A 20,807-nucleotide genomic window follows, 5' to 3' on the forward strand; every position below is an offset into this window, starting at 1 on the left:
CGCGTCCCTCGTCGCCGTGCGGCGGCGCTGGGGGACATTGCCACGGGGGTTCGGCGGTGGCGGCTGAGCTTCGCGCTGGCGGCGCTCGACATCCGCAACCGCTACCGCGGCTCGGTGCTCGGGCCGTTCTGGCTGACGCTGTCGAACGCGGTGATGATCGTCGGGCTCGGGCTGCTCTACTCCTCGCTGTTCAAGATGAGCCTGGCCGACTACCTGCCCTTCATCGCCGTCAGCCTGATCACCTGGAACACCATCAACGCCGTCGTCGGCGATGCCTGCACCAGCCTGACCAGCGCCGAGGGCATCATCCGCCAGCTCCCCCTGCCCTACACGGTGCATGTGCTGCGCTGCGTCTGGCGCAACGCCGTCATCGCCGCCCACAGCCTGCCCATCATCCTCGCCGTCTTCGCCGTCACCGGCGTCTGGCCGGGCTGGGAGGCGCTCTGGGCGCTGCCCGGGCTGGCGCTGATCGGCATCAATGCCTGCGCGCTGGCGCTGTTCCTCGGCATGCTCTGTGCCCGCTTCCGCGACATCCCCCCCATCGTCGGCAGCGTCATGCAGCTTGCCTTCTTCCTCTCGCCGGTGCTGTGGAAGCCCGAGCTGCTGGGGCCGGGCAAGGCGGAGTGGCTGGTGCTCAACCCCTTCTACGTGGTGATGGAGACGGTGCGCGGGCCGCTGGTCGAGGGCGGCGCCTCGGCGGCGGTCTGGGTCTCGGCCTGCCTCTTCACCGCCGCCACGGCCGGCCTCGCGCTCGGCTTCTTCATCCGCTTCCGCGGCCGTATCGCCTTCTGGGTTTGATCATGCCGCACATTCATGCCGAGGCGGTGACCATCGAGTTCCCGCTCTACCATCTGGGCGCGCGCTCGCTGAAGAAGCGCATCCTCGCCAACTCGCCCTTGCGGCTGCGCCAGGACGAGGCCAGCCGCATCGTGGTCTCGGCGCTGCGCGAGCTGAGCTTCCGCATCGCCCCCGGCGAGCGGGTGGCACTCGTCGGGCACAACGGGGCGGGGAAGACGACGCTGCTCAGGACGCTGGCCGGGGTCTATGAGCCGGTCGGCGGCAGGCTGGAGGTGGCGGGCTCGGTGGGCGCGCTGATCGACCCGGCGGCGGGGATGGACCCGCATGCGACGGGGCGGGAGAACATCGTCCTCCGCGGGCTGTTCCGCGGCCTCGGCGAGGCGGAGAGCGCCAGCCTCGCCGAGGAGGTGGGGGCCTTCTCGGGCCTCGCCGAGTTCCTCGACGTGCCGGTCAGGACCTACTCGGCGGGAATGTCGGTCCGGCTGTCCTTCGCCATGGCCACCGTGATGGACCCCGAGGTGCTGCTGATGGACGAGTGGTTCCTCGCGGGCGACGCGGACTTCATGCAGCGGGCAAGGGCCAAGCTCGAGGCGCTGGTCAGCAAGGCGGAGATCCTGGTGCTCGCCACCCACGACATGGCCATCGTCCGCGAGTGGTGCACCCGCGTCATCCGGCTCGACGCCGGACGCATCGCACAGGATGGCGCCGTCACAGAGGTGCTGGGCGAGGTGTGAGGCGTGCGGCCGCCCGGTCCGCCAGCCAGAAGACGGCCGGGTTCAGCGCGATGGTCAGCAGCGCGACCGCCAGCACCAGGTCCCGCCCGATCGCCGGCATCACCCGCTCCGCCACGCCGAGGCTGGCGAGGATGAAACTGAACTCGCCGATCTGGGCGAGCGAGGCGGCGATCGTCAGCGCCTCCGCCTCGCTCATCCCGCGCAGCCGGGCGATGACCCAAGCTGCGACGGACTTGCCCAGCATCACCACCAGCGTCGCGGCGATGACGGCGAAGGGCTGCTCCACCAGGATGCGCGGGTCGAACAGCATCCCGACCGAGACGAAGAACAGCACGGCGAAGGCATCGCGCAGCGGGAGTGTCTGCTCCGCCGCCTTCTGGCTGAGCGGCGACTGGCCGAGCACCAGGCCCGAGAGGAAGGCGCCGAGCGCGAAGGAGACGCCGAAGGCGACATAGGCGATGTAGGCGACGCCGAGCGCCGCGACCAGGGCGGCGAGCGAGAACAGCTCGCGCGAGCGCAGCCCGCCCACCAGCGAGAGCACCCAGGGCATTACCCGGCTGCCGACCACCAGCATCAGCGCGACGAAGACCGCGACCTTGCCGAGGGTGATGAGCAGGGAGAGCAGGATCGCCTGCGGCCCGACGCCCATGCCGGTCAGCATGCCCGCCGGCACGCGGCCGTCGAGCAGCGCGGCGCCGACCGGCACCAGCACCAGGGCGATGACCATCGCCAGATCCTCGACCACCAGCCAGCCGACCGAGACCTGACCGGCCCGGCTCCCGATGCTGCCGCGTTCCTGCAAGGCGCGCAGTAGCACCACCGTGCTGGCGACGGAGAGGCAGATGCCGAAGACCAGCCCCTGCCCGTCCGTCCAGCCCCAGAGCCGCGCCAGCCCCCAGCCAAGCAGCGTGGCGACGCTCATTCCCACCAACGCCCCCGGCACGGCGACGCCGCGTGCCTCGGCCAGTTCCTTCGGGGAGAAGTGCAGGCCGACGCCGAACATCAGCAGGATGATGCCGATCTCGGAGAGCTCCCCGGCCAGCGCCAGGTCGCCGACGAAGCCCGGCGTGTGCGGCCCGATCAGGATGCCGGCGAGGAGGTAGCCGGCCAGCGGCGGCAGGCGAAGCTTGCGCGCCAGCACCCCGAGCAGCAGGGCAGCCGCGAGGGCCGCAGCCAGCGTCGTGATCAGGGGCATATGATGCGGCATGCCTACCCTATCTGCCCGCCGCAGGCGCCGAGGCCAACCAGGGGACGGTGATTACAAGGCCGCCTGCAGGATGCGCTCCGAGCGGCTCGGCTCGTCGAACCAGCGGCGGAGATCCGCAGCCGATTCGGGCGGGCCGAACAGATAGCCCTGCGCCTCGGTGCAACCGGCCTCGCGCACGCGGCGGAGCTGTTCGGCCGTCTCCACCCCCTCGGCCGTCGTCGCCATGCCGAGCTGGTTCGCCAGATGCGCGACGGAGGTGACGATGGCGACGCATTCCGGCCGCGTCGCCATCTCCCGCACGAAAGACTGGTCGATCTTGATCTTGTCGAAAGGGAAGCTGAGCAGGTAGCTCAGCGAGGAATAGCGTGTGCCGAAATCGTCGAGCGAGGTGCGGATGCCGGTGCCGCGGAAGGCCTGCAGCACCTCGGCGACGCCGCCATCGGATTGCAGCAGGGCCGATTCGGTGATTTCCAGCTCCAGCCGCTGCGGGGCGAGGCCGGACTGGCCGAGCACATGCAGCATGCTGGTGGCGATGTCGGCGGCGCGGAATTGCAGCGGCGAGAGGTTGACGGCGACCTTCAGCGGCGCAGGCCAGGTGGCGGCCTCGCGCGTCGCCTGCTCCAGCACCCAGCGGCCGACCGCCTCGATCAGCCCGGTCTCCTCCATGATGGGGATGAACACGGCCGGCGAGACCATGCCACGGGTCGGGTGGCGCCAGCGTAGCAGCGCTTCGAAGCCGGAGAGGCGGTTGGCCTGAAGGCCGAAGATCGGCTGGTACATCACCTCGAGCTGGTTGCGCGGCAGGGCTTCGCGCAGGTCCGCCTCCATCGAGAGGCGGGCCGCCAGCTCGGCCGCCATGCCGGCCTCGAAGAAGCGCCAGGTGCGGCGGCCGGCGGCCTTGGCACGGTAGAGGGCGAGGTCGGCATGCTGCAGCATCTGGTCGGCGGCGGTGGCGGCATCGCCCGAGACATGCTCGGCCAGCGCGATGCCGATGCTGGCGCCGACCTGGGCGCGGTAGCCGAGCAGCTCGTAGGGTGCGCAGATCACGTCGACCACGCGCTGGGCGAGGTCGGCGGCCTCATCGGCGGAACGGCCGGGCGCCTGGAGGATGGCGAATTCGTCGCCGCCGAGCCGCGCCACAAGGTCGCCTGTGCGGACGCAGCTGCGCAGCCGTCGCGCCACGTCGCGCAGCAGCGCGTCGCCGAGCGGGTGGCCGAGCGTGTCGTTGACGTTCTTGAAGTGGTCGAGGTCGAGGAAGAGGAGGGCGAGCCCGCGCTCCGGCCCGGCCGCCAGCGCCGCCTCCATCTGTTCGCGGAAGAGCGCCCGGTTGGGCAGGTCGGTCAGCTCGTCGTGATGCGCCATGTAGCTGATGCGCGCCTCGACGCGGCGACGCTCGGTGATCTCCTCATAGGTGGCGAGCCAGCCGCCATCGGCCATGGGCCGGTGGGAGACGGCGATGGCGCGGCCATCGAGCCCCTCGCGCCAGAAGGTGCCGGCCTGGCCTTCGGAGATCATCGCGGCCTGGGCCTCGCTGAGCGCGGCGATCAGCGCCGGGTCGATCCGCCCCGCACCCTGCACCGACCGCATCAGTACGGCCATCTTGGTCCCCGCCACGGCATCCGCCTCGGCCAAGCCGAAGAGTTCGAGAAAACGGCGGTTGCAGACGATCAGCCGGCTGTCCGGGCCGGCCATGCAGAGCGCCTGGGACATGTTGTTCAGCGCCGCGTCGAAGCGGTTGTTCTGCAGGTTCAGCTCGGCATCGCGCAGGCGCAGCGCGCGGTACTGCTGCTGCACCTCGGCCATCGCCTCCTGCGCCTGCTCCTTGGCGATGGCGAGCTGGTGGCCGGTGCGCGTCAGGTCCTGGACCAGCGCCTGGACCTCGGCATGGGCGTTACGAATCAGCCGGTTGTGTACCGCCAGCGTGGCGATCAGCCCGCCACAGCAGAGCAGCAGGGCGACCAGGACGGCGATGAAGGTCCAGTACAGCTCGCCGAGCTGATGGATGTCGCCCGAGACGAGATCGTTGCCATGGGTATAGGCGGCGGAGACCAGCCGGGTGAGGCGGGGGCTGAGCTCGGCGAAGGAGGCCAGCATGCGGTCGGCGACGCCTGGCTCGTCGAGCCGGTCGGCCAGCGGCTGGGCTGCGGCGACGGTGCGCTGGAGCTGGGCGACGGCCGCCACCCGCTCCGGATCCTCGCGGATGAAATGCGCCACCTCGCCGCCGCCGAGGAGCTGGGTGCGGCTGACGACGATGTCGAGCCAGAGCTGGACGGCCTCCTGGTTTTCCTCCCCCGGCTGGGCGCGATAGGTGGCGATGGCCGCCTGCAGCCGCGCCACCTCGATCACGCCCTGGCTGACCAGCCAGGTGACGTTGTAGCGCGCGGCCGCGGTCAGCGACTGCTGGCGCTGGTTGATGAGGACGGAGACATAGGCCGCGACAAGGACCAGGACGCCGATGATGGCGACAAAGCCGAAACGCTGGAGGCGCGGCAGTCCGGCGGGCGGCTGCGGCCGGTGGCGAGCCTCCGGCTCCGGCATCGGCTAAAGCACGACCAGCCGCGCCACCTGCCACGCGGAGCGGCCGTAGTAGCGGGGCGATTTCAGCGCAGGGTCGGAATCGTAGGGGTAAACGATGAAGAGCGGCCCCTTGTCCCGCACCGTCAGGTAGTTCCCGTCGCGCTTCAGCGCCAGCAGCACGCCGTGCTGGGCGAAGTCGGCGATCGGGATCTCGGTGGAGTAGTCGTTGAGGGCGATGGCCCGCACCGTCTCGCCCTGGGCGCCGAGGCGTTGCAGCAGCTTCGCCATCGGCACGCCCTCGAAGGCCACCGGGCCATCATACCAGGGGGTAACGGTGGTGAAGGAGGCGAGGCCGAGCCCCTCCAGCATGGCGCGGTCGAAGCGGGCCGTATCGGCTTCGTTGGTCACGGCGATCCTGCCGGAGACGGTGAGGATGACGCGGCCAGCCGGAGCCGGCAGGGCCGGCGCTTCGGCCCTGGCGAGGGATAGCGGCAGGAGGCTGCCCCCCAATATCAGTCGGCGCCGCTCGATCAGCTGCATCCTCACCCCTCATCCGCACGGACAGGCCCGGACGCCGGCGCGATCCGGGCGCCGGGCACAAGCCGCATCCCATATAAACGAGAAGGTGTGCATTGGCAGCGGCCTATTTGACGGAACCGGCACGAAACGGGGTTAGGCGACGAATTATCGGCTCGAACCGGCAGGGCGTATGGCTTCGCCCGAAGCCCGGACGGCCGAAAAGCATCAATTTGTTCCGCCAATGCACTTGTTCTGCCAAACCACAGGCGGAAGCCGCGTCAGGTGCGGCTACCGTGGCAGAGAATCGAACGGCCTATTACCCGGCGAGGGTCAGGCGGCAGCCGAGGCCTTCAGGACGGATGACCTGCACTTCGGTGACGTCAAAGCCCTCTTTCCCGACCTCGCGGGCGAACCAACGCGCCAGTTCCTCCATGGTAGGGGTTTCGAGCACGTCGTTGAGGCAGCGGTGGTCGACACCGGCGCGGATCCGCATCAGCTCGTCACGGAAGCTCTCGGCGTTGAGGAAGCCATCCTGTCCCTCGCGGACGGAGACCCGGATGAAATAGGTATGGCCATGCATCTCGTACTGGGCGAAGCGATGGGCGGCGGAGACGGTGCATTCCGCCCAGATCGTCATCATGGGGGCGGCATCCCTGGCCCGGCTGAGTCCGGCCTGGGGCTCGGTAAGGCCCGGCTCAGAAGCCGGCGCGTAACCGCCGCTTAATACTGTATCAATCTTTGTCATCGCTCTCTCGGGTCGTAATGGCTGCCGTTCGGACGCTTGCGGCACAACCTATGGTATCCGCTTCCGCCAAGAAGCGGCATTGCTTTCCCATTCCGCAACCGTGACATCTCAGGGATGCCTGTTCAAGCGGCATTATCCCCGCGCACCAGCCTGTGGATGTAGCCAAGCTTGGCGATGGCTGGGGCGGATAGCACGAAGGGATAAAGATCGGGTGCGCCCATGCACCGGTTGAGGCTGTTCGCCGCATAGGTGAGCGGCAGCCACGCCTCGATCATGTCCTCGATGGAGATGGGGCCGTAAGGGTCGAAGTCGATCTTCGCCGCCAGCACGGCGGCGGCCTCGGCCTCGGCCTGGGGCAGTTGCGGGCGGAGGCGGAGGCCGAAGGCGGAGGCCATTTCCAAGGTGTCGACGATGTGCAGGTAATGCGCCCAGGTCTCGGCGAAATCCTCCCAGGGATGGGCGGTGGCATAGGTGCTGACATAAGCGTCCTGCCAGTCGGCCGGGGCGCCGTTGGCGTAGTGGGCCTTCAGCGCCTCGCCGTAATCCTGGCTGTCGTCGCCGAAGACGGCGCGGCATTCCTCCAGCCGGCCGGCATCGCGCACCAGCAGATCCCAGTAATGATGCCCGGTCTCGTGCCGCACATGGCCGAGCAGGGTGCGGTAGGGCTCGCCCATGGCGGTGCGGCGGCGCTCGCGCTCGGCATCGTCCGCCTCCGAGAGGGCAAGGGTGATGATGCCCTCGTCATGCCCTGTCATCACCTTCGGCCCGCCGCCTTCCGGCGGGTCGGCCAGCACGTCGAAGGCGAGGCCGTGATTCGGGTCGTCGGTGCGGTTGGCGAGCGGCAGGCCGAGCCGCTGCAGGGTATAGAACAGCCGGTGCAGGGCGCTCTGCCAGCGCTGCCAGGCGAAGAGGTTGGCCGTGTCGGTGAGGTCCGGGACGGTGCGGTTGTGCCGGCAGGTGGTGCAGAAGATTTCCGTCGAATCGGCGGGCACCAGCCAGTTGCAGGCCTCATATTGCGCGTTGGCGCAGAGCCGCGCGGGCTGGTTTGGTGCGGCGAGCGGGCGCCAGAGCGAGGTGCCGTCCTCGGCCGGGTCGAGCGGCTCGAGGGCGGAGAGCTCGGCCTCGTCGGCCAGGTAGCCGAGCGCATGGCCCGAGCGCTCGCAGCGGATATTCTCGAAATAGAGGACCTGGGCGCAGGCCTGGCAGTGGAAGAGCTTCATCGGGACCTCGTCGGGGGCGTCGGGCGGCCTTGCATCAGGGCAAGCGACTCCCCGGCTCAGGCGGTTCCGGCTGAGCCGGGGAATTGCTCGAAGGCGCGGGCGAGACGCGCCATGATCCGAATGGTTCCGGTGCTATCCCGCTGCTTCGAGCGCGACCGGGTCCAGGTCGACCGCGATGGCGAGGCTGTGGTCGCCGCCGCCGAGCACCACGCCGCTGACCGGGCTGACATCGGTGTAGTCGCGGCCCCAGCCGACGACCAGGTGCTCCTCCTGCACCACCACGCCGTTGGTCGGGTCGAGATCGACCCAGCCATGCTCGGGACCGAGCCAGCAGCCGACCCAGGCGTGCGACTGGTCGATGCCGCGGCGGCGCGGCGTGCCCGGCGGCGTGCCGGCGGGCGGCAGGGTGCGGATGTAGCCGGAGACGTAGCGTGCCGGCAGGCCGAGGGCCCGGAGCGCGCTGATCATCACATGCGAGAAGTCCTGGCAGACGCCCTGGCGCCGCTCCAGCACCTCGGCCACCGGCGTTGCCAGGCTGGTGGTGCCGGGGCGGTAGGCGAATTCGCGCCGGATGCGGGCGTTGAGGTCGAGCAGCCCCTCCAGCACCGGCCGGCGGGCGGAGAAGCTCGGCGCGGCATAGGCGCCGGCGGCGGGCTCGACCGGGACCATGGGGCTGTCGAAGGTGAACTCGGCCGCCTGCCAGGCGGCGCGGCCGCCGGCGCGGGCGAGATCGGCGACGGCTTCCCAGGGCGGGGTCGCTGCGGCGGGCGGCGGGGCGGGGAAGCCGACCTCGACCACCGCCTCCCCCACCACCTCGAAGCTGGCATGCGGCTGGTCGAGGAAGAGCCAGGTGACATGGTTGCCGAAATGGTCGAGCGCGTCCCGCCGGCGCGAGGCGGCGGGCGTCGTCGTGATCTCCGCCGAGATCACCCGCTGGCCGGGCAACGCGCGGGGCCGCAGGTGCAGCAGATGCGCGGCGAGGTCGACCGTGTTGCCATAGGCGTAGCGCGTGCTGTGGCGGACCCGGTAGATCACGCGGCGCCGCGCAGCCGGCCGAGGCCCGGGGCGGTGGGGCCGAGGCTGTGCGCCGCCGGCAGCAGGGTGAAGTACCGCCGGGCGATGCGGTTGGAGAGGGCGGCGACCGCGCCCTCCATCGCGCGGAGCCGGGGCGGCAGGCGCAACGCCGCCTCCGCCTGCGCCGGGGCCGCCACGACATCCCGCACCATGGACCGCGCCTCCTCCAGCAATTGCCCGGCGGCGAGGCCGAGGGGCGATGAGGCGTTGCCATCGAGGTCCACCAGCATGTCGCGCGCGGCGGCGAGCTGGAAGGCCAGACCGCGCGGATTACCCTCATCCGCGAGCACGAGGTCGAGCACCGGCCCGGCCTGCAACGCCGTCAGGTAGCGGCTGCGATAGGTGATGACGGAGTCGCGGAGCTCGAGGGCGAGGCGCAGGCCGGGCTCCAGCCGCGCCGGCTGGGCGGCGGCGCCGGGCTGGTCGAGGGCGCGGGCGATCTCGGCGGCGATCGCCTGGGCGCGCTCCACGCGGCGGCCGAGATCGAGGAAGAGCCGGCCGCCGCCGCGCACCATGTTCTCGGCGGCGAGGCCGGCGACCGTCGCGGCGAAGGCGAGGATGGCGTCGCTCGCCTCGATGAGGCGGTCGAGGTCGAGCGCTTCCTCGACCCCTGCCCCGTGGCCGAGCTGGGCGGAGAGTTGCCGGAGGCCGCGATGCAGTGCCTGCTGCATCTCGCCGGTCAGCCGGTCGCGCAGCAGCTGAGCGAGGTAGGAGACGCGGGCGAGCAGGGCGGGCACCGCGCCGCCCTCGCGCGTGGCGTGCAGCAGGGCGCGGGTCAGCGCACGGGTGCCGAGGCCATGGGCGCCGCCCTGCGCCGTCTCGGCATCGAGCAGCTCGGCGCGGACCAGGCAGGCGGAGAGGCTGCGCAATTCGGCCAGCTCGCGCGGCGTCGGCGTGGCGCGGCCGAGGCGGCTGGCCCCGGCGCGCAGCAGGCGGGCGGCGCTTTCCAGCCGCTCCAGGTAGCGGCCGAGCCAGAAGAAGTTGTCGGCGACCCGGCTCGGCAGGTCGCCCGAGGTCCGCCGGATGGCGAGCGGCACGAAGGCGCCCCCGTGCGGGCCCTGGATGGCGGTGCCCTCCTCGGCCGGAATCCAGACATCCTTGGCGATGGCCGGACCCGGCCGCGCCTCGTCCAGCACCCGGGCGAGGCCGCCCTGCAAGGCGCGCCAGCCGCGGCCGTCGAAGACGAGGAAGAGGCGCAGCATCACCGGGCGCGGCGTCAGCCCCTGCGGCCCGACGCAGGGCGTGACGGAGGGGGCCAGCACTTCCGACAGGGCATGCTCCTGCGGCGCGGCGGCGAGGCGGGCGAGCAGCGCGGCGCGAGCCCCGGCGTCGAGCGCGGCGGGGCGGATGGAGCGGACGGTGCCATCGACGGCGCTGCGGACCAGCCAGGAATCGAGGCTCCGCTCCGCCTCGGCGCGGGACGCGGCCTCGCCGAGCCAGAGGGTGCGGGCGCCGGCGAGGCGCAGCTCCTCGCCGATCAGCCGTGGCGCGAGGCGGGGGAGGAAGGCGGCGAGGCCGGGCGCCTCGACGCAGCCGGTGCCCGGGTCGTTGACGATCTTCACCGCGCCGCCGCGCGCCGCGTCCAGCAGGCCGGCGATGCCGTGCGCCATGCTGGATTCCAGCTCCAGCGGGTCGATGGTGCGGCCGTCCTGGCGGCGCAGCAGAACATCGACGCGTTGCAGGCCGCGCAGCGTCTTCAGGTAGAGCACGCCGTCGCGCACGGTGAGGTCGCCGCCCTCGACCAGGGCGCAGGACAGCTCGCGGGAGAGGATCACCTGCTCGAACCAGAGCGGGCTGGCATGGCCGGTGGCCAGCAGCGCGATCCCCGGGTTGCCGCCCGGGGCGAGGCTGCGCAGCGCCTCCTGCCAGATGTCGAAGAAGGGGCCGGCCTGGCGCAGCTCCCGCGAGCGGAGGAATTCCGGCATGTGGCGGGTGAGGGCGCGGCGGTTCTCCAGCACATGGGCGAGGCCCGTCGGGCTCGCGGTGCGGTCGGCGACGACGCGCCAGCCGCCATCCGGGGCGCGGACCAGGTCGGCGGCGTAGAGATGCAGGAGGGGACCGTCGCGGCCGCCTTCCGGCGCGCGGCAGGGGCGGAGGAAGGCGGGGTTGGCGTGGACCAGGGCGGGGGGCAGGGCGCCCTCGGCCAGCAGGCGCTGCGGACCGTAGACGTCTTGGAGCACGGCCTCCAGCAGCGTGGCGCGCTGGGCGAGGCCGGCCTCCAGCGCGTCGAACTCGGCAGGCGGCAGGATCAGCGGCACCGGGTCGCAGCGCCAGGCGGCGGCGGGGCTGCCCTCCTGCGGGGCAAGCAGGCTCGTCACCCCCTCATCGGCGAGGAAGCGGTCGATGAGCAGGGCGCGCTCGGCCAGCACCTCCCGCCCCAGATCGGCCAGCGCGCCGAGCAGCGGGCGCCAATGCGGGCGGAAGCCGCCGGCGCCGTCCACCATCTCGTCGATCAGGGCGCCGGCCTCCACCCTACCCGACCCGCCGCAGGTCGAGGCTGCGCGGGGCCTCCTTGGCCGGGACGGCGACGGGCGGCGCCATCGGCCCAGGCGTGTGGCCGAAGGGCTGGAAGCGGGTGCGGCGGCGGGCCTCCGCCTCGTTGGCGTTCACCGGCAGGGTGTCGTAGCTGCGGCCGCCCGGATGCACGACATGGTGGGAGAGGCCGCCGAGGCTGCGGCCGGTCCAGCGGTCATAGAGATCGAAGACCAGCGGGCCCTGGGCGCGGACGGTCGGGTGCAGGGCGGAGGGCGGGTCCCAGGCCTTGAAGCGGATGCCGCCGACGTATTCGCCCTGGGTCTCGGTCGGCACCAGCGGAACCTCGTATCCGTTGCAGGCGAGGGTATAGCGTTCCGCGACCCAGCCCGCCACGCGGGCCTGCAGCCGCTCCGTGCTGCTGTCGACATAGCGGGCGGTGCCGCCGGCGGCCGGCTCCTCGCCCAGCACATGCCAGGGCTCGAGGGCATGGCGCAGCTCGATGGTGGTGCCGCGCAGCGTGACCTCGCCGATCCGGGGGAAGCGGAATTCGAGGTGGGGGGCGAACCAGGCCGCATCGAGCGGGAAGCCAAGGCCGCGCAGCTCGTCGAGCGCATCGCCAAAATCCTGCTCGACGTAGTGTGGCAGCATGAACCCGTCATGCAGCCGCGTGCCCCAGCGGATGAGGCGGCGCTCATAGGGGTGCTGCCAGAAGGCGGCGATGGCGCTCCGCATCAGCAGCGTCTGCGCCGCCGACATGCGGGCATGGGGCGGCATCTCGAGCGCGCGGTACTCGACGAGGCCGAGCCGGCCGGAGCTGGTCTCGGGCGCGAAGAGCTTGTCGATGCAGAATTCGGTGCGGTGGGTGTTGCCGGTCATGTCGGCCAGCAGGTTGCGGAACAGGCGGTCGACCAGCCAGGGCGGCGTTTCCTTCCCTGGCTCGATCTTGCTGAAGGCGACCTCCAGCTCGGCGATGGCGTCCTGCCGGGCCTCGTCGACGCGCGGGTGCTGGCTGGTCGGGCCGATGAAGAGGCCGCTGAACAGGTAGGAGAGGCTCGGATGGTTGTGCCAGAAGCCGAGCAGGCTCTTCAGCAGGTCGGGCCGGCGGAGAAAGGGGCTGTCGGCGGGCGAGGCGGCGCCCATCACCACATGGTTGCCGCCCCCAGTGCCGACATGGCGGCCGTCGAGCATGAATTTCTCGGCCGACAGGCCGAGCTGGCGGGCCTCCTCGTAGAGCACCTCGGTGCGCTCGACATGCTCGGCCCAGGAGGCGCTCGGGTGGATGTTGACCTCGATCACGCCCGGGTCCGGGGTGACGGAGAAGCTCTGGATGCGCTCGTCGCGGGGCGGGAGATAGCCCTCCAGCACCACCTTGCGGCCGGTCTCGGCGGCGGTCGCCTCGACGGCGGCGGTGAGGTCGAGCCAATCCTCGGCGGCCATCAGCGGCGGGTAAAAGACGTGAATCCTGCCGTCACGCGCCTCGACGGCGAGGGCGGTGCGGACCAGGCCGGGTTCGCCCCGGCCGGCCACCGGCAGCTCCTGCGGCACCGGGCGGAAGTCCTCGGCGCCGGCGCCCATGGTGTTGCTGCCACGCGGGCGTTCGAAGGCCCCCCGCGGCGCACGCCGCGCGAAATCGTCATGCGGCGGCAGGCGCTCCTTCGGCGCCATCGGGTCGGCCTCGAATTCGCCCTCGATGGTCGCCGGATCGACCCAGGGCAGGCTCTCCAGCGGCAGGCGGAAGCCGATCGGGCTGTCCCCGGGGATGAGGAAGAGGGTGCCGTCGCGGAAGAACCAGCGGCCGGACTGCCAGCGGCGCTGGCCGTCCTGCATCACCCTGCGCAGGGGCAGGACGCTGCCGACCGGGGCGGCGAGGCCCTGGCCGAAGACGCGGGCGAGGCGGGCGCGCTCCAACGGGTCGCGCAGCTTCGCGTCCTCGGCGACGACATTGGCGGGGAGGCGCTTCTCCTTCCACAGGTAGTAGTGGATGTCCTCATACGCCGGGTTGACCAGCGAGGGATCGACCTGGAGGCGCTCGGCGAGCATGCCGGCGAAGCGGGCGGCGTCCGCCGCCGTCGCGGTGTCGGTGTCGTCGTCGGAGGCGAGCAGCGCTGGGTCCTTCCAGACCGGCTCGCCGTCGCGGCGCCAATGGGCGTGCAGCGCCCAGCGCGGGAGTTGCTCGCCGGGGTACTGCTTGCCCATCGAGTATTGCAGGGCGGCGCCGGGGGCCCAGAGCTCGGCCAGGCGGCGCAGCAGGCGGCCGGCATAGCGGCGCTTGGTGGGGCCCATCGCGTCGGTGTTCCATTCCGGCGCGTCCATGTCGTCGGCGGCGATGAAGGTGGGCTCGCCGCCCATGGTCAGGCGGACATGGCCCGCCTTCAGCGCGCGCTCCACCCGCTCGCCCTGGGCGAGGATGTCCTGCCACTGGCGGTCGGTATAGGGCTTCGTCACCCGCGGCGTCTCGCGGATGCGCGTCACCGACATGGCGAAATCGAACGTCGTCTCCGCCTTCTCGGCGAGGCCGCTGATGGCCGCCGCCGAGGCGGGCTCCGGGCTGGCGGCGAGCGGGATATGCCCCTCCCCCGTCATCAGGCCGGAGGTGGCGTCGAGCCCGACCCAGCCGGCGCCGGGCAGGTAGACCTCGGCCCAGGCGTGGAGGTCGGTGAAGTCGGAGGCCGGACCCTCGGGGCCGGTGACGGGCTTCTGATCGGCGACGAGTTGGATCAGGTAGCCGGAGACGAAGCGGGCCGCGTAGCCCAGGTGCCGCAGCACCTGCACCAGCAGCCAAGCGCTGTCGCGGCAGGACCCCCGCGCATTGCCGAGCGTCTCCTCCGGCGTCCAGACGCCAGGCTCCATGCGCACGACATAGGCGGTGCGCTCCTGGATGCGGCGGTTCAGCCCGACCAGCATGTCGACGGTCGGCTGCTCGCCGCGGGGGATCTCGGCAAGGAAGGCCTGCAGCAGCGGCCCGGCGGGCTCCGTCCGGCGGAAGGGGGCGAGCTCCTGCTCCAGCACTGGGTCGTACTGGAAGGGCCAGGTCTCGGCCTCGGGCTCGAGGAAGAAGTCGAAGGGGTTGATCGTCGCCATGTCGGCGACGAGGTCCACCGTCACGTCGAAATGGGTGACGCGCTCGGGGAAGACCACGCGCGCCAAGTGGTTGCCCTGCGGGTCCTGCATCCAGTTGAGGAAATGCGGCTTCGGCTCGATGGTGAGGGCATAGCTGACGACCGGCGTGCGGGCATGCGGCGCCGGGCGCAGGCGGATGGTCTGCGGACCCAACGTGATGGCGCGCTCGTAGCGGTAGCTGGTCCGGTGGTTCAGGGCGACGTGCAGCGGCATGGGGGATATCCGGGTCCTGGGTGGGACGGCTGGGGACCGCTTACAGCAAGACGGCCCTGCGCGCAGGCCCGTGCTTGTGTCGCCGGGGCCATACGCTGTGCCTGGCCATCGGCGATGCAATGGCGGTGCCACCCCTGCGGCTGGCGGGGATGTCAGCCGGGCTGCATTGCCTTTTCTCCATGAATTCGGCAGCACGGCCCCGCATCGCTGAAGCGGAAGGAGCCCTGCCATGCCGGACATGCCCGTGAGGCCCGCCTCGCGCCGCGCCCGCTCGCTGCTGCGGGACTTCCTGCACAACAGCGCCTCGGGCGGGCTGGTGCTGATGGCGGCGGCGGTGCTCGCCCTCATCCTCGCCAATTCGGCGGCGGCGCCGGTCTATTTCGGTGCGCTGGAGAGCTATGTCGGGCCGCTCAGCCTGCTGCACTGGATCAACGACGCGCTGATGGCGGTGTTCTTCCTGCTGGTCGGGCTCGAGATCAAGCGGGAGATGCTGGACGGGCAGCTCGCCGGCTGGGGCAGGCGCATCCTGCCCGGCATCGCGGCGGCGGGCGGGATGGCGGTGCCGGCATTGATCTATGTCGCCTTCAATGCGGGGAATGCGACGACGCTGCGGGGCTGGGCCATCCCGGCGGCGACCGACATCGCCTTCGCGCTCGGGGTGCTGGCGCTGCTCGGCAGCCGGGTACCGGCCTCGCTGCGCATCTTCCTCACCGCGCTCGCCATCCTCGACGACCTCGGGGCGGTCGCCATCATCGCAGTCTTCTACACGGGCGAGATCGCCCTCCCTTATCTGGGCCTCGCCGGGCTCGTCTCGCTCGTGCTGGTCGGACTGAATCGGGCGGGGGTGTGCCGGCTCCTGCCCTATCTCCTGCTCGGCGCGGTGCTGTGGTGGCTGACGCTGCGCTCGGGCGTGCATGCGACGGTGGCCGGCGTGGTGCTCGCCCTCACCATCCCGCTGCGGAACCGGCCGGGCGGGGCGGACGACCTGGCCGCGTCGCCGCTGCACCGGCTGGAACATGCGCTGCACCTGCCGGTTGCCTTCCTCATCGTGCCGGTCTTCGGCTTCGCCAATGCCGGCGTTTCCTTCGCCGGGCTGACGATGGAGGCCTTGCTCGACCCGCTGACCCTCGGCGTCGCGCTCGGCCTGCTGGTGGGGAAGCTGATCGGCGTCTTCGGCGCGGCGGGGGCGGCGATCCGGCTCGGCTGGGCGGATATGCCGGTGGACGCGAACTGGTGGCACCTGCTCGGGACGGCGCTGCTCTGCGGCATCGGCTTCACCATGAGCCTCTTCATCGGCATGCTCGCCTTCGAGGGCGAGCCGCTGCTGCAGGCGGAGGTGAAGATCGGCATCCTCACCGGCTCAGTGCTGGCGGGGCTGCTCGGGGCGGCGGTGCTCAGGGCGGCACCGCGGCGGGCGGACTGATTGGACGATCGGTTGGGGCTGGCCTTCACCGAGCGGCCATCCGGGGCCACCGCGAAGCCGCGCAGCGGCTTCGCGGGGCGTTCTCAGCCGGGCTCCAGCCCGGCTTCCTTCGCCCGCACGGTCATTTCCTCGATCTGGCCGCGGAGGAAAGCGTGGAATTCCCCAGGCGTCGAGCCGCGCGGGACATAGCCGAGGCGGCCGACCTTCTCGATGAAGCCAGGATCGGCCAGGGCGGCGTTCATCGCCGCGTTGGCGCGCGTCACGATCGGCGCCGGCGTCGCGGCGGGCAGGCCCATGCCGAACCAGGCGGAGACGGCATAGCCCGGCAGCAGGCTCGCCACCGGGGGAATATCCGGCGCGAGGGCGAAGGCCTGGGGCGAGGTAACGGCGAGCGCCCTCACCTTCCCCTCCTTCACCTGCGGCATGCCGGCGGCGAAATCGGTGAAGGTGCTGTCGATGCGGCCGGCGATGACATCGGTCAGCGCCTCCGGCCCACCGCGATAGGGCACTGCCGTCATCTCCGCACCGCCCATGCGGGCGAGCATCGCCGAGGCGATGCGGGCGCTGGCATTGCCGTAGCTGAAGGTGAGCGGCTGGCGCTTCGCCAGCTCGATGAAGCCCTTGAGGTCCCGCGCCGGGCTGGCGGCAGGCACGACCAGGATATAGGCCGTATCGGCGACGTAGCCGACGGGGGCGAAGTCCTTCAGCGGATCGTAGGAGAGGCGCGGGACGAGATAGGTGTTCAGCGCCCCGTTGGTGACGCTCAGCACGCACCAAGTGAGGCCGTCGGGCGCCGAGCGGGCGACGCTCTCCGTGCCGACGACGCCGCTGCCGCCCGGGCGGTTGTCGACGATGACGGGCTGGCCGAGCTCGCGCGACAGCGGCTCCGACAAATGGCGGATCAGCGTGTCGGTCACGGTGCCGGCGGGGAAGGCGACAACGATGCGGACGGGGCGGTCGGGCCAGGGTGCCTGGGCGCGGGCCAAGGTGGGCAGCAGGGCGGGCGCGGTGAGCAAGGCCCGGCGTGAGATTGGCAAGGGGTTTCCTCCGATCGTTCTTACCGCTGACTGAACAATGCGGGCCCGCCCCTGGCAAGGCTTGCTGGAGCGCGCGCGAGGTCGCCAAGCTACTTATACCAAATCCCGTTAATCAGAACCCATACAGTAAAGCGGCCCGGTTAAGGACGGAGCGTGCTGCTGCGGGGCGCCCCGCCGCCGCCAATAGGTTGGGCTCACTGGGACTTGGTATTAGCGACCTCGCGGAGCCGCCATGGCGCAGACCGTCACCCGCCAGGCCCTGATGCCTGATGGCACGGACCGGGAATTCCGGGTCTTCGTGCATGAATTCCTCGCCTTCGCCGACCGGCTGACGGCGGTGCGGGCGGCGTTCGCCGCGCGGATCGGGCTGCCGGGGGCGGGTTATACGCTGCTGATCGCCCTCGCCCGGCTGGAGGCGGAGGCGCCGGGGGTCGCGGCGCTGGCGGCGCATCTACATGTCTCGACTGCACATGTCACCGCCGAGATGGCGCGGCTGCAGCGCGGCGGCTTCGTGCGCAAGCGGCCGCATCCGAGCGACGGGCGGCGCGTGGTGCTTTCCATTACCCCGGCAGGGCGGGCGGCGCTGGCGCGGCTGGCGCCGATCCAGGCACCGGTGAACGATGCGCTCTTCGCCGCCCTCTCGGCCGATGATTTCCGCTGCCTCGCTGCGCTGCTGCCCCGAATGGTGGCGGATGGCGATGCGGCGCTGGGTTTGCTCGAGCGGGAGGATGCCGCATGACCCCGAAGACCGGCCGCGACCATCTGGAGAGCCTGCGCGACGGACGAGCGCTGTTCTATCGCGGGGAGCGGGTGGCGGATGTCACCGCGCATCCCGCCTTCCGCCAGGCGGTGGCAACGGCGGCGGGGCTCTACGACCTCAATGCCGATCCGACGCTGTGCGGGTTGCTTACCTATGAGAGCCCCGATACCGGGCGGCCGGTCTCGCGCATGTGGCAGCTGCCGGAGAGCCGGGAGGCGCTGGTCGGGCGGCGCGCAGCGTTGGAGCGCTGGGCGGAGAGCCATTGCGGCTTCCTCGGCCGCTCGCCGGACCATGTCGCCTCTTGCATCTCCGGCATGGTGATGGGGGCGGAGGTTTTCGAAGAGCGGGCGGCAGGGGCGCTGCGGGACTACTACCGCTATGCGCGGGACAACGATCTTTACCTGACCTATGCCATCATCAACCCGCAGGCCGATCGCGGGCAGGGCGCGGCGGGACAGGCCGAGGATCTGGTGCTGCGGCTGGTGGAGCAGGATGCGAGCGGCATCACCGTGCGCGGGGCGAAGATGCTGGCGACCAGCGCCATCATGGCGAACGAGGTCTTCGTCTCCTGCATCCAGCCCTTGCAGGCGGGGGCGGAGGAGGCCTTCGCGCTGTCCTTCGCCATTCCGATGAACCAGCCGGGGCTGAAGATCCTCTCGCGTAAATCCTACGAGGCGGAGGCGCCGAGCGGCTTCGACAACCCGCTTGCCAGCCGCTTCGACGAGAACGATGCCGTGCTGTGGTTCGAGGATGTGCGGGTGCCGTGGGAGCGCGTCTTCGTCGCGGGCGACACGACCATGTGCGCGAGGCAGTTCCATGCGACGCCGGCGCATGTCTACCAGAACTACCAGTCGCAGGTGCGGCTGATGGTGAAGCTGCGCTTCCTCGCCGGGCTCGGGCGGCGGATCGCCGAGGTGAACGGCACCCTTGGGTTCCCGCAGGTGCGGGAGGCGCTGGGGCAGCTCGCGGCCGAGGCGGCGATGGTCGAGGGCATGGTCGCCGGGATGGAGGCGAAGGGCAGCTTCCATGGGCGCTACTTCATCCCCGACCGGCACCTGCTCTATGCGACGCAGGTGCTGACGCAGCAGTTCTACGGCAAGGTCATCAGCACGTTGCGCGAGCTGGCCGGCGGCGGGATGATCATGCTGCCCTCGGGCCTTGAGGATTTCGCCGATCCGGAGCTGCGGGCGATCATCAGCAGGACGCAGCGCTCGCCGGTGGTCGGGCCGGAGGAGCGGGTGCGCTTCTTCCGCCTCGCCTGGGATGCGGTGGGGAGCGAGTTCGCCTCGCGCCATGCGCAGTACGAGCTGTTCTATGCCGGGGCGCCTTTCGTGCCGAAGGGGCATTCCTTCCGCACCTATGACTGGGCGCGGGCGGCGGGCATGGTGGAGGGGATGCTGTCCGGCGAAGGGCCGGAGGTTCGGGCGGCGGCGGAATAGCCGCGCCCCAAGCAAGAACGACGGACACGGCGGGCTTCTCTGGAAAGTGGGGGTTCGGGCGATGCGGATGGGGTTCTGGCTGCTGGCGGCCACGCTGGCCGCGGCCCTGCCGGCGCGGGCGCAGCTCAGCGACAATGTGGTGCGCATCGGCGTGCTGAACGACCAGACCTGGCTCTTCGCAGACCTGGCGGGGCCGGGCTCGGTCGAGGCGGCGCGGATGGCGGTGGCGGATTTCGGCGGGCAGGTGCTGGGGCGGCCGGTCGAGGTCGTGGCCGGCGACCACCAGAACAAGCCTGATGTGGGGACGGCGCTGGCGCGGCGCTGGTACGACCAGGACCGCATCGACGTCATCATGGACCTGCCGAATTCGGGCGTAGCGCTCGCCGTGCAGCAGGTGGCGCGGGAGAAGCAGCGGCTGGTGGTGTTCAGCTCCGCCGCCGTCTCCGACCTGACGGGCAAAGCCTGCTCGCCCTATGGCATCCACTGGGCCTTCGACAGCTATGCGCTGGCGACGAGCACCGGCAATGCGGTGCTGCGGCAGGGAGGCGACAGCTGGTTCTTCCTCACCGTCGATTATGCGGTGGGGCATGCCTTCGAGCGGGACACCGGGGCGGTGGTGCGGGCCAATGGCGGGCGGGTGGCCGGGCAGGTGCGGCACCCGCTCAATACGGCCGACTTCTCCTCCTTCCTGCTGCAGGCGCAGGCCTCGCGGGCCAAGGTGATCGCCTTCGCCAATGCGGGGGGCGACCTGTCGAACTCGATCAAGCAGGCGGCGAGCTTCGGGCTGTTCCGCGGCATGACGCCGGTTGGCATCATGGTCTTCCTCACCGACATCCATGCGATCGGCTTGCGGGATGCGCAGGGGCTGATGCTGACGGAGAGCTTCTACTGGGACATGAATGACGAGGCGCGGGCCTGGTCGCGGCGTTTCCTCGAGCGGATGCGGCAGATGCCGACCATGCCGCAGGCGGGCGTCTATACCGCGATGTTGCACTACCTGCGCGCCATCCAGGCGGCGGGGACGGACGATGCCGACAGAGTGGCGGCGCAGATGCGCGCCATGCCGATCAACGACTTCATGACGCGGGAGGGACGCATCCGCGAGGATGGGCGGGTGCTGCGGGACTTCACCCTGTTCCGTGTGAAGTCGCCGGCCGAGAGCCGCGGGCCGTGGGACTACTACCAGCCGGTCGCCACCATCCCGGCCGAGGTGGCGGCGCGGCCGCTGGCCGAGAGCGAGTGCCCACTCGTCCGGCGGTAGCGGGGCGGCGGCGCCCGTGCTATGGGCCCAGTGCCCGATGGGCGCCCTATGGGGGCGTGGTGGAATGGTAGACACAGGGGACTCAAAATCCCCCGGCCGCAAGGCTATGCCGGTTCGAGTCCGGCCGCCCCTACCAAGTCCGGTCCGCCGGCCGAGCCGTTCTTAACCCGACATCAACCCTCCTTGAGCCAGGCTCGCTTCGTGGCATGTGAAGGGTGATTTCGCCGCTCGTGTCCCAAGATCGTCACAAGTAAGCTTGGCAGGG

15 protein-coding genes and 1 tRNA gene are annotated in these 20,807 nt (G+C 71.0%); 7 read left to right on the forward strand and 9 right to left on the reverse strand.

Going from position 1 to position 20,807, the window contains the following annotated elements; genetic code table 11:
* Positions 1 to 798: ABC transporter permease (locus EP26_RS23650; RefSeq protein WP_043340065.1), on the forward strand; the 798-nt coding region annotated here is incomplete at its 5' end.
* Positions 799 to 800: 2 nt separating this feature from the next.
* On the forward strand, positions 801 to 1,532 hold the full coding sequence (locus tag EP26_RS23655) for an ABC transporter ATP-binding protein (RefSeq protein ID WP_043340067.1): 732 nt from the start codon (positions 801 to 803) through the stop codon (positions 1,530 to 1,532).
* Here EP26_RS23655 and EP26_RS23660 read toward each other — a convergent pair.
* From EP26_RS23660 to EP26_RS23695, 8 genes are all read right to left on the reverse strand, one after another.
* Positions 1,507 to 2,727 carry a cation:proton antiporter domain-containing protein gene (locus tag EP26_RS23660; protein WP_211259527.1) on the reverse strand — a complete coding sequence of 407 codons (1,221 nt, stop codon included), beginning with the start codon at positions 2,725 to 2,727 and terminating at the stop codon, positions 1,507 to 1,509. The genes EP26_RS23655 and EP26_RS23660 overlap by 26 nt on opposite strands.
* A gap of 63 nt (positions 2,728 to 2,790) precedes the next feature.
* Positions 2,791 to 5,277 (reverse strand): putative bifunctional diguanylate cyclase/phosphodiesterase, encoded by a 2,487-nt coding sequence (locus tag EP26_RS23665; protein ID WP_052389583.1) that lies wholly within the window; start codon positions 5,275 to 5,277, stop codon positions 2,791 to 2,793.
* Between the two features lie 3 nt (positions 5,278 to 5,280).
* A complete protein-coding gene (locus tag EP26_RS23670; protein WP_043342304.1) occupies positions 5,281 to 5,796 on the reverse strand; it encodes a molybdopterin-dependent oxidoreductase in 516 nt (171 codons plus the stop codon).
* A 295-nt stretch (positions 5,797 to 6,091) separates the two neighbouring features.
* Positions 6,092 to 6,415: a 6-pyruvoyl trahydropterin synthase family protein gene (locus tag EP26_RS23675; RefSeq protein WP_043342305.1), complete on the reverse strand. Its 324-nt coding sequence runs from the start codon at positions 6,413 to 6,415 to the stop codon at positions 6,092 to 6,094.
* A 227-nt stretch (positions 6,416 to 6,642) separates the two neighbouring features.
* Complete coding sequence (locus EP26_RS23680; RefSeq protein WP_043342306.1) at positions 6,643 to 7,740, reverse strand: zinc-binding metallopeptidase family protein; 1,098 nt, start codon at positions 7,738 to 7,740, stop codon at positions 6,643 to 6,645.
* 132 nt (positions 7,741 to 7,872) lie between these two features.
* Positions 7,873 to 8,775, reverse strand: coding sequence for a transglutaminase family protein (locus EP26_RS23685; protein WP_043342307.1), 903 nt, complete (start codon positions 8,773 to 8,775; stop codon positions 7,873 to 7,875).
* Positions 8,772 to 11,285, reverse strand: coding sequence for a circularly permuted type 2 ATP-grasp protein (locus tag EP26_RS23690; protein WP_052389584.1), 2,514 nt, complete (start codon positions 11,283 to 11,285; stop codon positions 8,772 to 8,774). Before EP26_RS23690 ends, EP26_RS23685 begins: the two co-directional genes overlap by 4 nt.
* Before the next feature lies 1 nt (position 11,286).
* The gene (locus EP26_RS23695) at positions 11,287 to 14,622 is read right to left on the reverse strand and encodes a transglutaminase family protein (protein WP_043342308.1); all 3,336 of its coding nucleotides are present in this window, start codon (positions 14,620 to 14,622) and stop codon (positions 11,287 to 11,289) included.
* Positions 14,623 to 14,851: 229 nt separating this feature from the next.
* Between EP26_RS23695 and nhaA the strand changes: the two genes are divergently transcribed.
* Positions 14,852 to 16,045, forward strand: coding sequence for a Na+/H+ antiporter NhaA (gene nhaA, locus EP26_RS23700; RefSeq protein ID WP_043342309.1), 1,194 nt, complete (start codon positions 14,852 to 14,854; stop codon positions 16,043 to 16,045).
* Positions 16,046 to 16,128: 83 nt separating this feature from the next.
* On the opposite strand, the gene EP26_RS23705 is transcribed toward nhaA, so the two are convergent.
* Positions 16,129 to 17,082, reverse strand: a complete 954-nt coding sequence (locus tag EP26_RS23705; RefSeq protein ID WP_169747470.1) for a Bug family tripartite tricarboxylate transporter substrate binding protein — start codon at positions 17,080 to 17,082, stop codon at positions 16,129 to 16,131.
* Between the two features lie 232 nt (positions 17,083 to 17,314).
* Here EP26_RS23705 and EP26_RS23710 point away from each other — a divergent pair, with 232 nt between their 5' ends.
* From EP26_RS23710 to EP26_RS23725, 4 genes are all read left to right on the forward strand, one after another.
* Positions 17,315 to 17,821: a MarR family winged helix-turn-helix transcriptional regulator gene (locus tag EP26_RS23710; protein WP_043342310.1), complete on the forward strand. Its 507-nt coding sequence runs from the start codon at positions 17,315 to 17,317 to the stop codon at positions 17,819 to 17,821.
* Entirely contained in the window at positions 17,818 to 19,281 is a 1,464-nt protein-coding gene (locus EP26_RS23715; RefSeq protein ID WP_043342311.1) for a 4-hydroxyphenylacetate 3-hydroxylase family protein, read from the forward strand. The genes EP26_RS23710 and EP26_RS23715 overlap by 4 nt, the downstream gene beginning before the upstream one ends.
* A gap of 67 nt (positions 19,282 to 19,348) precedes the next feature.
* Positions 19,349 to 20,542, forward strand: a complete 1,194-nt coding sequence (locus EP26_RS23720; protein ID WP_245624492.1) for an ABC transporter substrate-binding protein — start codon at positions 19,349 to 19,351, stop codon at positions 20,540 to 20,542.
* A 50-nt stretch (positions 20,543 to 20,592) separates the two neighbouring features.
* Positions 20,593 to 20,678, forward strand: a tRNA-Leu gene (locus EP26_RS23725).
* Positions 20,679 to 20,807 lie beyond the last annotated feature (129 nt).

Origin of the sequence: Belnapia moabensis DSM 16746, from assembly GCF_000745835.1 — a bacterium.
GTDB lineage: Bacteria > Pseudomonadota > Alphaproteobacteria > Acetobacterales > Acetobacteraceae > Belnapia > Belnapia moabensis.

Bases quoted from the DNA above. Each gene is read 5' to 3' on its own strand.
- EP26_RS23660 (WP_211259527.1), bottom strand. From the start codon at position 2,727: ATGCCCCTGATCACGACGCTGGCTGCGGCCCTCGCGGCTGCCCTGCTG.
- EP26_RS23695 (WP_043342308.1), bottom strand. From the start codon at position 14,622: ATGCCGCTGCACGTCGCCCTGAACCACCGGACCAGCTACCGCTACGAG.
- EP26_RS23710 (WP_043342310.1), top strand. From the start codon at position 17,315: ATGGCGCAGACCGTCACCCGCCAGGCCCTGATGCCTGATGGCACGGAC.
- EP26_RS23715 (WP_043342311.1), top strand. From the start codon at position 17,818: ATGACCCCGAAGACCGGCCGCGACCATCTGGAGAGCCTGCGCGACGGA.
- EP26_RS23665 (WP_052389583.1), bottom strand. From the start codon at position 5,277: ATGCCGGAGCCGGAGGCTCGCCACCGGCCGCAGCCGCCCGCCGGACTG.
- EP26_RS23680 (WP_043342306.1), bottom strand. From the start codon at position 7,740: ATGAAGCTCTTCCACTGCCAGGCCTGCGCCCAGGTCCTCTATTTCGAG.
- EP26_RS23670 (WP_043342304.1), bottom strand. From the start codon at position 5,796: ATGCAGCTGATCGAGCGGCGCCGACTGATATTGGGGGGCAGCCTCCTG.
- EP26_RS23675 (WP_043342305.1), bottom strand. From the start codon at position 6,415: ATGATGACGATCTGGGCGGAATGCACCGTCTCCGCCGCCCATCGCTTC.
- nhaA (WP_043342309.1), top strand. From the start codon at position 14,852: ATGCCGGACATGCCCGTGAGGCCCGCCTCGCGCCGCGCCCGCTCGCTG.
- EP26_RS23720 (WP_245624492.1), top strand. From the start codon at position 19,349: ATGGGGTTCTGGCTGCTGGCGGCCACGCTGGCCGCGGCCCTGCCGGCG.
- EP26_RS23655 (WP_043340067.1), top strand. From the start codon at position 801: ATGCCGCACATTCATGCCGAGGCGGTGACCATCGAGTTCCCGCTCTAC.